The organism is Olegusella sp., assembly GCF_057238325.1.
The window spans coordinates 49176-60139 of the sequence record NZ_DBHHGF010000003.1 but is presented as its reverse complement, the minus strand read 5'-3'; the positions used below and the strand labels follow the sequence as shown (position 1 = coordinate 60139).

10 protein-coding genes and 1 riboswitch are annotated in these 10964 nt (G+C 50.2%); of the genes, 5 read left to right on the top strand and 5 right to left on the bottom strand.

The genetic code is table 11. The features are described 5' to 3' along the window. Window positions 1-5 precede the first annotated feature (5 nt). The 4 genes from ACO5JD_RS03745 to ACO5JD_RS03730 form a co-directional block, all read right to left on the bottom strand. Window positions 6-599 carry an ECF transporter S component gene (locus ACO5JD_RS03745; RefSeq protein ID WP_484987696.1) on the bottom strand — a complete coding sequence of 198 codons (594 nt, stop codon included), beginning with the start codon at window positions 597-599 and terminating at the stop codon, window positions 6-8. Between the two features lie 4 nt (window positions 600-603). Next, window positions 604-737: riboswitch (FMN riboswitch) on the bottom strand. Between the two features lie 659 nt (window positions 738-1396). After that, window positions 1397-2662 carry an SPFH domain-containing protein gene (locus tag ACO5JD_RS03740; RefSeq protein WP_484987694.1) on the bottom strand — a complete coding sequence of 422 codons (1266 nt, stop codon included), beginning with the start codon at window positions 2660-2662 and terminating at the stop codon, window positions 1397-1399. Between the two features lie 157 nt (window positions 2663-2819). After that, complete coding sequence (locus ACO5JD_RS03735) at window positions 2820-4256, bottom strand: TFIIB-type zinc ribbon-containing protein (protein WP_484987692.1); 1437 nt, start codon at window positions 4254-4256, stop codon at window positions 2820-2822. Between the two features lie 194 nt (window positions 4257-4450). Then, entirely contained in the window at window positions 4451-5308 is an 858-nt protein-coding gene (locus ACO5JD_RS03730) for a hypothetical protein (protein ID WP_021625057.1), read from the bottom strand. 154 nt (window positions 5309-5462) lie between these two features. Here ACO5JD_RS03730 and nhaA point away from each other — a divergent pair, with 154 nt between their 5' ends. After that, window positions 5463-6878, top strand: a complete 1416-nt coding sequence (nhaA, locus tag ACO5JD_RS03725; protein ID WP_484987690.1) for a Na+/H+ antiporter NhaA — start codon at window positions 5463-5465, stop codon at window positions 6876-6878. Between the two features lie 354 nt (window positions 6879-7232). Here the strand turns inward: nhaA and ACO5JD_RS03720 are convergent, their stop codons facing one another. Next, window positions 7233-7514: a hypothetical protein gene (locus ACO5JD_RS03720; protein ID WP_021625055.1), complete on the bottom strand. Its 282-nt coding sequence runs from the start codon at window positions 7512-7514 to the stop codon at window positions 7233-7235. Between the two features lie 138 nt (window positions 7515-7652). Here ACO5JD_RS03720 and ACO5JD_RS03715 point away from each other — a divergent pair, with 138 nt between their 5' ends. The 4 genes from ACO5JD_RS03715 to ACO5JD_RS03700 all read left to right on the top strand — a co-directional run bounded on the left by ACO5JD_RS03715 (window position 7653) and on the right by ACO5JD_RS03700 (window position 10949). Then, on the top strand, window positions 7653-8936 hold the full coding sequence (locus ACO5JD_RS03715; RefSeq protein WP_484987852.1) for an aspartate aminotransferase type Ic: 1284 nt from the start codon (window positions 7653-7655) through the stop codon (window positions 8934-8936). 198 nt (window positions 8937-9134) lie between these two features. After that, the gene (locus ACO5JD_RS03710) at window positions 9135-9995 is read left to right on the top strand and encodes a tetratricopeptide repeat protein (RefSeq protein WP_484987688.1); all 861 of its coding nucleotides are present in this window, start codon (window positions 9135-9137) and stop codon (window positions 9993-9995) included. 51 nt (window positions 9996-10046) lie between these two features. Continuing rightward, window positions 10047-10364: an STAS domain-containing protein gene (locus ACO5JD_RS03705; protein WP_021625052.1), complete on the top strand. Its 318-nt coding sequence runs from the start codon at window positions 10047-10049 to the stop codon at window positions 10362-10364. A gap of 39 nt (window positions 10365-10403) precedes the next feature. Further along, on the top strand, window positions 10404-10949 hold the full coding sequence (locus ACO5JD_RS03700) for a Sec-independent protein translocase subunit TatA/TatB (protein WP_484987686.1): 546 nt from the start codon (window positions 10404-10406) through the stop codon (window positions 10947-10949). The last annotated feature ends 15 nt before the right edge of the window (window positions 10950-10964 follow it).

The window sequence follows — 10964 nt, the reverse complement described above, 5'->3', positions numbered from 1 at the left end:
CCCTGCTAGCTCGCGATTGCTTTGGAGATGGGCTTGTAAATAAGAGCCGTGATAACTGAAATCAAAACCACTTTGAGCAGGTTGAAAGGCAGCAAAATAGGCACGATCATCGCGATAACATCACTTGTGGCGATGGGTGTGTAAAGTGGCGTGATGACGAGGTTTGCCAAAATGCAAACCACAATGGAGCAAATGCTACCAACAATCATGCCCGTGATTGCGCCGCGCATATTGAGTTTGTGCCAATAGATTGCCGATGCTGGTGCCACAAGAGATACTAACGAAAGAATTGCCATGATGACACCGTAGGGGTTAAAGGCAAAAAGCATGTGAACAAGCCAGCTCAGCACAGCAACGAGAACGCCAGTGCCTGGTCCAAAAGCAAAGCCTGCAACTAGTGCTACTACGCCAGAGGGGTCAAAGCTCAGCCAAGGCGCGGGGGGAAAGATGGGAATTTCGATGAAGCTGGTCACTAGGCCAACGGCGCAAAGGATGCCCAAAGTAGCGATGCGTTTGGTTGACCACGATCCGCCTTGGGTAGTCGTTGAATGTGTGTCGTGGCGATTTGCAGATGGATGCTGCGAGGAAAAAGCTGCCATGATGGCTCCGTTTCTTCCGTCCGGACTGTACCGTTGGTCCTGGATTTACACCAGGTCTGCCGCAACACGGCTCGCGGACTGGGGGACATGAGTCCCGTCACCGCCAGTGGGGAATCTCACCCCGCCCTGAAACTGACAAGTTGACTATACCCGTTTTGTACCGCTTCCGTGCGCGTGAATGGGAGAAGCTTTGAGTTAGAGTTGCGCATGTTGGTGCAGGGCTTGCAGGTGGGGAAGTGCTGATGACTTCGCACGCACGATTCATGCTGTCCTGCTGCCCTTTTTCTTGGTAGGCGTCTTCTGCCGCTTCGTTACTGAGGGTGTTTATTGAACCCGTTGTCTTCCATTTAATGCAGACGGTTCAAAACCGTACCAAACGACTCGAGAAACCCCAGATAAAAATTGGCGTAAGGGCGCATATTGAACCGCCTGCGGGTAAAAGGGTGCTTTTTGAACCGCCTGCAGGCAAAAGGGTGTTTTGTGAACCCGATGCATAACGTTTTCCACAGAGGGTTCGAAAGCGTACCAAGTGTGCGAGAAAAGGCCAGGTAAAAATTGGCATAAGGGCGCATATTGAACCCGATGTGGGGAAAAGGGTGCATTGTGAACCGGATGTGAGGTGGGCACGAACGGAGGCATACCGATGGAGACAAAAAGCCCCGACGAGCGGGGATACCGCAGGTCGGGGCATCGGATGAATGCGGGGCGTCAGACGGATGCAGAGCGTTGGGCGGACACGCAGAGCAGCGCGAGAAGGGTGCGGCCAAGCTCAGCAAAGCAGCAGCCGCTTTGCTTGACTACGCGTGTGGAGTGCCACACTCAGAGCAGAACTTGCCCGTGTTAGTAGCTCCGCAATTGGAGCAGGTCCACTGACCAGATGCTGCAGGCTTGGGTGTACCGCATTCAGCACAGAATTTACCTGTGTTGGTAGCACCACAGTTGCTGCAGGTCCAGCTACCAGCGAGCGCCGCTGCAGGTGCGGGAGCTGCCGCAGGCGCGGATGCAGGCGCAGCAAAGCCACCGCTTGCTGCGGTCTGGTACTGATTGGTTGGCGTTTGACCAGGAGCCTGAGCGTAAGTTTGCTGAGCACCCATACCAGCCATTCCCGCCATATTCATGCCCAAAAAGCCGGTCATAGCACCTGCAGTATTGCTGGCAGCAGCACGCATTGCATCGGCCTGAGCACCCGCCAAGGCGGCGGCACGCATACTGGGATCGCGCATCGTAGCAGACTTCTGCAGATCCTTAATCATCTGCTCGTCTTCAGGCGAAGCAGAAATTGAATTAACGCCAAACTCTGCAATCTCGATGCCGCGCAAATCGCGCCACTTGCTGCTCAGTTGCTCGTTGAGCGCTTCGGCAAGTTCGAGGGTGTGTGCAGGCACTGCGCTATAGCGGATGCCCATGCCAGAAATCTTGGCAAAGGCGGGCTGCAGGGCTGTTAGCAGCTCGCTCTTGAGCTGTGCATCTAGGCGGTCGCGAGTATACGGCTGCTCAACATTGCCGCAGACACTCTTATAAAAGAGCAGGGGGTTGGTAATCTTGTAGCTATACAGACCATTGCAGCGAACCGAAATATCAACATCAAGACCGATATTATTGTCAACCACACGGAAGGGGACGGGTGTTGCGGTTCCATACTTGTTGCCAATAATCTCTTTGGTGTTGAAATAGTACACACGCTGGTCATGGCCAGTGTCGCCACCAAAGGCAAAGCGTCCGCCGATTTGCTCGAACATCTTGGTGATGTTCTCACCAAGATCACCAGAGAAGAAGGACGGCTCGCTGGATTGATCGTAGGTGTACTCGCCAGGATCGCCGCAAAAATCAACGACAGCTCCTTGGTCTACGATAATCATTGCCTGGCCGTCGTTAACGATGATACGTGAGCCATTGGTGATGATGTTTTCCTCACCACGAACGTTAGAGCTACGTCCGCTAGTGCGTTTTTGACCCTTTACTGCAAGTACATTCTCGGGCAAAGAGTCGCAGTAAATCATTTCTTTCCAGCTGTCAGCTAAGACGCCGCCCGCTGCCCCTACTGCTGCCTTAATTAGACCCATCGTGGCCCCTTTCGCTGATCCGTCGTCGCCCTTAGCGCTTCGGATTCCTTTAGATTCCAAGCACTTGACCTTGTGGTTTGGTGCTTGTCCTTCCGTCGTTCATCGGGTATGCGGAACACCTTTAGCATACCCAGCTTGCTGCCTTTTGTGTCACGCGCTAGCTCTTAGGACGTTCAATGCGCGTGCGCGTGACACGGGTGGTGACATAGCGGTCTGACTTCTCGCTGAGCTCTAGAGGAGTCGAGATATACTCGGCGGCTTCACTTCGCTCGCGTGCGGTTTTCATTTCGGAATAAAACATCCAGCAAATTCCCGCTGCAATAGCTGCGCCAACACCTATAACCGCTGGCCATAGCAGTGTATCGTCACCCATATCGAGCAGAAATATACAGATGGCCCAGGTAGCTGCCGTCGCGAGCAAGAACATGCCAACAAACCAGAGGGCAACTTTGAGCTTATCTACCGGCAGATTTCCGACAAAGCGCCCAGTTTGCCCGTTCATGGCAAAAAGGTAGTCATCACCCTGCCATTGTGTATGTAGCAGCCACACGGGAAGCAGAGCGTAGTGCAAGTCTTTCCAACTCACCTGTGCTTCGCCAGAGTTAAGACTTACGCTGCCATAGCCCGTGACTGTTGCTTGCAACGAATCAAGCATTGATTGCTTCATACGCTGCTCTACGCGGGATCGGCACTCAGTTGCCTCAATGTCATAGCGTTCTGCCAGGTATCCTGTGAGATATGCAGTTGAAAAATCTGTCATCTCGCCGTAGTTAAAAGGCTCAATAGCGTCCATATGCGCATCCGGCATCTTTGATGAACTATCAGCAGGTACTCGTGAAAACGCTAGGCTACCTGCGCGTCTCACATCGTATACATCAGTTTTGGTAACGCGATAATCACCTGAAACATAGCTGTGAGTATTGGTAGCCTCAAAGCTCGCGCGTCCTGAAGCTTGGGAGTCATACAGCCAAAATGGAACGTAGACACCCTGAATATGTGCGATGCGGTTGCTCGAAGCAAACGCTTTGGGTAAGAATTTCTTTCCTTTGTAGTAGCCTGCCAAGGCTGCCTGTGCATCGTCATGTTTAATCCTAAATGGAATGACCATTTCGGGTCGTGCACTATCGGTGAGGGCTCCAGGTACTACAGCACTGCTTCCACAATAAGGGCACTCGGCCACCGCTTGGGTCGCATCAACCGTGAGGGCTGCACCACAAGATGAGCAGGTATAGGTTCTGAGTCCTGCTCGCTCACTCTCATTCCAGCTTGCGCGGTCAAGAAAAGCCTTAATAGGGTCAACTTCTGCGGCCGAAACTTTGCGAGCATCTGCGATAGACTCGGCCACTGTGCGTTTGCCTTCACCAGCGACCCTACCTGCAACTTCATAATCACTTAGAGTGCCTGCTGCGGCACGCTCATCGGCAGCTTCTGCAGCAGAATCTGCTTGCTGTTGCTCCTGAGCATAAAGAGCTTCGATTTCTGCCACCGTAAAAGTTGAGTCGCAAAAATCGCAACGGAGTTTGGCAAGCTCGCCGTCGTAGTGCATTGACCCGCCACATGCAGGGCAATGGTAGTTCACAGTCTCGTTAGGCATACAAATTCCTTTAACGTGCTCGCAGGTCTTCTTTAGTATGACCTTCACAAAGCTCTGGCGCTAGGTGGAGCAGCGACATGTCGGCGAACTAGCATCGCAGCAGTAAAAGTGGTTCGCTGGACAAAAAGTGCGGCGCACATCCAAAAACCGAGTCTGATGTGCGCCGCTCAACTAGGGCAAATTTGCCCAGTTAACTAACTCTTCTGTCCATACTTAAACTCATAGGTGGCAATGGTGTTGTACTCATCATCAGTAAGTTCAAATTTACCGTCGATATTGACGAGCTTTTCTGTGCCTCCGCCCAGCTCATCTTTGGTGAAATAAAGGTCTGCGTCAGCGTAAGCGCCTGCTTTAATTTTTTCATACATGGATGGATTGACCATCTTTCCATCGACCGACCAACTACCATATTCGCAGGTAATCATCAGGTTTTTATCGCTTTTATTGGTGACCTTAAATTCAATGACGGCATCGCTAAAGCTATTGTCATACATCTTAATAGCTTCAATTTTTATAGTTTCATCATCAGCTACCACGCTATTGATTTCTGTGACGTTCTGCTCATCATCATTACCCATCAAACTGTCAAGTGCAGCAGTTCCGCCTTCTTCTGAGCCAGAAGCAGACTTATCTGACTTGTCATGCTTTTTGCCCTTTTCAAAGACCATGGTGGAGTCTTCGCCTTCTATGGAAAAACTCACCTTGTCATCTTTGAGTGTGAGAGGCTCAGTTTGCTTTTTTCCTTCGTACTCTATAGTGACATCAATTTGTGTGTTATTTTTTGCCTTCCAAGTAAGGGGAATGTCTTCTCCAAAGACATTGAAGGTGCCTTTACCATCTTTTTCTATTTCAAGATATGTCTCAATACCAAAGTCATTCATGGTTTTGATATCTTCGTGGCTGGCACCATCGTCGCCGGTAATCTCGTATAAATCCCACGTACCAATAAAGGCACTAGCATCCGCAGAAGAGGTGCCTCCACCGCAGCCGACTAGCACAAAGCAAAGCAACAGAGTTCCCAAAAGCAGGCTGATAATTCCTTTATGCTTCATAATGACTCCCTTCTCTTGCCTATATGCGTTTCGGCAGCATGCAGGCTCTAGCGTCTAGCAGAAAGCTGCTTTAGGATATTTTTGAAAAGAGAGGGGAAAAAGACTAGAGCAGAATTACTCTTATTCAGCTAAGAATTTCTAATGGAGTAGATATATGAGTGAAAAAAGAAGTAGCAAATACACGTCTCTCATTAGCCATACCAAGGCTCAAGAGGCACGCCACCATGCTGCACGCATTTATGACGAAGATGCGGTCATACGTCGTATCGGTCAGCGTAGCGCCCTATCCGAACTAAGCTCAAGCTCAACGATTGCTGCTGCAGCGATGGTTTTTGCTGCGGTGCTGGCTGTTATTGTTGCCAATTCTCCGCTTTATGAAGCAGTACGTCATGCAATTGAAGCGCCGTTGATGGTAGGTGTGGGACGGGCTGCTGTTGAAATCAGTGCCGAGCAATTTGTCAATGACTTTTTGATGGCCATTTTCTTTATGCTGGTAGGTGTTGAGCTCAAGTATGAAATGACCGTTGGCCAGCTGCGTCACCCTCGCCAAGCTGCGCTTCCAATGCTTGCTGCTGTTGGTGGTGTTGTCGTACCTGCAGTTATTTATCTCATCTTTAATCTACATGGTGTACACCAGGGTTGGGCCACTCCTATTGCAACGGATATTGCTTTTGTACTGGGAGTAATGAGCCTGTTGGGCAATAAAGTCTCTCCTGAAGCAAAGGTCTTTTTTCAGACACTTGCTATTGCAGATGACATTTTGGCCATTGTGGTGTTGGCGCTCTTTTATGGACAAACCATTGATGTGATGTGGACAGCAGCAGCCCTAGGAGCAATTTTTGCGCTTGCTTTGCTTAACCACGCAAAGGTTTACTCGCTCAAGCCCTATGTGTTTGTGGGGCTTGTGTTATGGCTTTGCATGTTTAATTCGGGTATTCACGCTACGTTGGCGGGCGTTATTTTGGCGTTTTTCTTGCCTTCGCATTCCGATGTTCAGCTTTCTGAGCTGCGTGGATGGTTGGATGCACGGGCTGTTGAGCTTGACCGTGACTACGATAGCCAAGAGCATATTTTGGGTCAGCATGATTTTACGCATGCAGCTTGGTATGTCGAACGTGTTATGCATCATGTGCGTCCACCTCTGCAACGTATGGAGCAGTACTGGACCGTGCCAGTGAACTTTTTGATTTTGCCACTGTTTGCCTTTGTGAATGCGCAAGTGCGTATTGTGGGTGTTGACCTAGGACAAGTTGTCGCTGATCCTGTGGCGCAGGGTGTGTTTTTGGGTGCCGTGTTTGGTAAGCCCATCGGAATTTTTGGTGTGACTTTCTTGTTGGTCAAGACAGGTATCTTTGAGCTGCCGCACCGTGTGGACTGGCATCAGGTGGCCGCAGTTGGTCTTATGGGTGGTATCGGCTTTACGATGTCTATCTTGATTGCCAGCCTAGCTTTTGGCCCGCACGAGGCCAATATTGCCAAGTGCGCAATTTTAGCTGCAGCAGTGGCTTCGAGTACCTTGGGCTTGCTCTATGTCAATATTAGTGATGCCTTAAGCAAAAAATCCAAGTAGGATACTCAAATGCGTACGTTTGGAGCCCATTTTTAGCACATGCAAGTTTTGCTATTTGGACTACGGATGGGATAGCTTCTCTATTTGGAACGCGGGTGGGACACAAACCACAAATGGTTCAGGTGTCGGGCACTGCACCCACAGATGGTTCAAGCTTCGGATCATTTCCAAATAGATGGTTCATGTTTCGGAGTTGGAGCACACAAAACAGCTGGTCATTTTTTTCGGTAGACCGAAGGATGAACCATCTGTGTGAATGTAGACCGAAGGATGAACCATCTGTGTGAGTGTGCGCCGAAGGATGAACCCTTTCTCATGTTGCAGCTCACTTTGGGTCATATGTAGGGCGTTGGCCTACTCTACAGTGCCGTAGACGTAGGCCCAGCCGTGGGCAGTGATGATGGAATTCAGCTGGTCGCAGAGCTTGCCACGATGATATGAACCTGCAGGTAACAGCTCGATAATCTCGATGAGATCCTCGGATAGATCATCGACTTCTGCACGCACCAAGGCATCCATACGTGATACCGCCTGTGAAGGTCCCTGCGCATAGAGTTCGTCAACCAAGCGTTGCAATTCTCCGTACTCTGCGGCGGGCTTGCTACCCGAGGGCGCTGCTTGGGTTCGGCGTGTCATGAGAACTCCTAACAGATAAGTCTGTGGTGTGCACACCATACTAACAGGGTCTGAGGTCTAGGTAGTTTATACTTCGTGCAGGAAAAGATGGAGACAAGTAGTCGAGCCCATCGTGTGATGCAGGCAATGGAGGCAACTATGAAGAGCGCATTCGATTTGATGGATACCCCAACTCTTGATGCAGAAATTGCTTCTTTAGAAAGTCATGTTGAAGGGGTGCGAGCTCGTAATCTTTCGCTAGATATGGCACGTGGTAAGCCCAGCCCCGAACAAACCAACCTATCCCGCCCCATGCTGGATTTGCTGAGTTCAAGCAGTGATTTTACAGCTGCAGGGGGAGTTGCCGATAACTATGGTTTTCCCGATGGCTTGCCCAAGACTCGCGAGCTGGCAGCTGAGTTGCTTGATGTAGATCCTGCCAATGTCGTGGTTTCAGGCTCATCGAGTCTGCATTTAATGCATGACCTTGTGGTACATGGTTATACGCGTGGGGTGGCAGGGCATACACCTTGGTGCAAGCAGGACACGGTCAAGTGGCTTTGTCCCAGCCCTGGCTACGATCGTCATTTTCGCGTGACCGAAACCTACGGTATTCAAAATATCCCCATACCAATGAATTCTGATGGCCCTGATATGGATTTGGTTGAGCAGTTTGTCAACAATGACAGTTCGGTCAAGGGTATCTGGTGTGTCCCCAAGTATGCCAATCCCAATGGAATAACTTATTCCGATGAGGTGGTGTGTCGTTTTGCTGCGCTCAAACCAGCAGCACTGGATTTTCGTATCTATTGGGATAATGCTTATATCGTCCACGATCTCTACGATGAGTCCGACCAGCTGCTTAATATTTTTGATGCGATGAGAGAAGCGGGCACTTCAAATCTCGTCTATGAGTTTGCCTCAACCTCCAAGGTTACCTTCCCTGGCTCTGGTTTGGCATGGGTTACGGCCGATCCCCAAGACATGGTTGAAGTGCGCGAAACTCTTGCAGTCGAGCAGGTTGGCCCCGAAAAGCTTACCCAGCTTGCCCATGTGCTTTTCTTGCGTGATGCAGTTGGGGTCCGTGCCCATATGAAAAAGCATGCAGCCATTGTTCGTCCACGTTTTGAGCTGGTTGAGCGCAAACTCAGTGAGGGTCTCTCCGAACTTCATGTGGCTAGTTGGAGCCATCCTCGTGGCGGCTACTTTGTAAGCTTTGATGGTCCTGAGGGATCGGCGCGTGCAATTGTGTCGCTGATGGCTGAGCTTGGTGTCAAAATGACTGATGCTGGTGCAACTTGGCCTAGTGGCATCGATCCTCACGATACTAATATTCGTATCGCGCCGACCTATCCTAGCTTGGAAGAGCTTTCGAGTGCCCTCGACGTCTTTGTTTTGGTTGTCAAGCTTGTCTCTGCGCGTCTTGCTCGGGCAAACCGCTAACTGCCGAGAGGCTTCCGCTGGGCACCTGTAGGCTCTATACAAAAACGATGGGTAAAGCTTTTTCTGTAATATTATGAACTTTGCACCATAAGTGCTGTCATTATGTGCAGGCAAGTAGCTTAGTCGGTACATAGATTGCCAGTACGCAGATGGATGATTTTTCTGCCCGTTAGGGCTGGATGAAAGGCATGAACGTTTATGTCAAGACAAAACGCAGATAAGTCGCACAAGCATAGCCGAGCGCCCGAGACCAAAAAGAAGGATGGCAAGAAAAAGCTCACCAGCATCATTATTATTGCCTTTGCGGTGTTGATGGCTCTTTCGATGACACTGCCTTCGCTAGCTCAGATTTTTGCTTCTAACAATAGTCAGGCCGACAAGCAGGCCCAAACAGAGGCAGCAGAAAAGAAGCAAAACGCTGAGACGGGTTCTGCTTCTCAAACTGGAGTGGCAGATACCACGACAGTTGATGGCATCATGAAGCTTTACTCTGCCGATATTACGCGTCATGAAAAAGCATTGGAGAAGGACAAAAATAGCTTGGTAGATTTGCTGCAGTGCGGCAAGACCTATATGAAGGCGGGCGGCCAGGCGACAAGCGTGGCAAAAACCAATGATGATGCAAAGAAGGTCGCCACCCTTTTTGAGCAGGCCAAAGGCTATTTTGATCGCTATTTGGCTTTACAGGATGCGGTGACTGTTCGCGTTGACAGGGCTCTTTGCGACCTCTATGAAGGCAATATCGATAGCACTATTGCAGCGCTCAAAAAGGTAACCGATGCTGCACCTAAGGATGCTGGATCTGAGTATGGTTATGCCTATATGTACTTAGGTATTGCTTATCAGGCAAAAGGTGATACCGATTCTGCAAAAGCGGCCTATCAGCAGGCACAAAAGCTCGATCCAAATGATGAATTTGGTGCGCGTAGCATGGCTGTGACTCGCTTGGCACAGCTTGCGACGGCAGACAAACAACAGTCCACAACAACAGATAGTTCGAGTGCGACCGGCAACAATACTTCTAGTGTTGACAGTCTACTTTCTGATCTCAATAAGTAGATATTATTAAGGGACAACATGGACTGAGTTCATGTGAGAGGGGTGGAACGCATGGCAATGGATATCCAAGCAATGCGCCTAGAAGATACAGTGCGTGTAAGCGTTATAGGTGAAGTAGACGTATCGAATGCTTCTGAGCTGCGTGATGAGTTAGACGTGCAGCTTGCAAGCATGCCGCGTACCATTGAGGCTGATCTTGCACAGGTGCCCTATATTGATTCGACGGGTATTGGTGTGCTCGTGGCATTTGCACACAAAGCCTTTGAGGCCGGTGTGACATTTCATGTAACCAATCCACAACGCAATGTTGCTCGTGTTTTTACTCTGCTTGACGTTGCCGATAAGCTCGGCGTGCGTGAAAGCGACTAGGGCATCCTAATTACTGAGTTCTAAAGAAGAGGAGCCAAGGTGTTTGGTATCGGCACAACAGAGATGGTCATCATCTTGATCTTTGGTTTCTTGCTCTTTGGCCCGGACAAATTACCGGGTATGGGCAGGACTATTGGCCGCATGCTGCGTCAGTTCCGTGATGCACAGGAGGGTTTTACTCAGGTTGTGCAGGCTGAGGTAGTAGATCCACTGTCTGATGCGCTTAACGACCCTGCTGAGGCAAAGGCCAAGCGTGATGCTGTGGCTGCAGCTGCTGCGGAGGATGCGGATCTTGATGAGGAAACGGCAGCTATTGCTCACAAAGAGACCTTTGCCGAGCGTCGTGAGCGGCTCAAGGCTGAGCGCGCTGCTGCTGAGGCTGCAGCAAAAGAAGCTGCCGAAGCTGAGGAGAGTTCTGCTTCTGAGGCTGTAACTTCTGCAGAAGATGTTGACTCCGATGCAGATATTGATGCGGACAGTGATGCTCCTGCAGCGCCTATCGTTGAGCCTGCAAAGCCTGATACGAGCGCTGCTGCGCTATATGCCCTCACCCCCAGGAAGGAGGGAGGGGACGCGCAAAAGTAGCGTTCCCGTATAGAT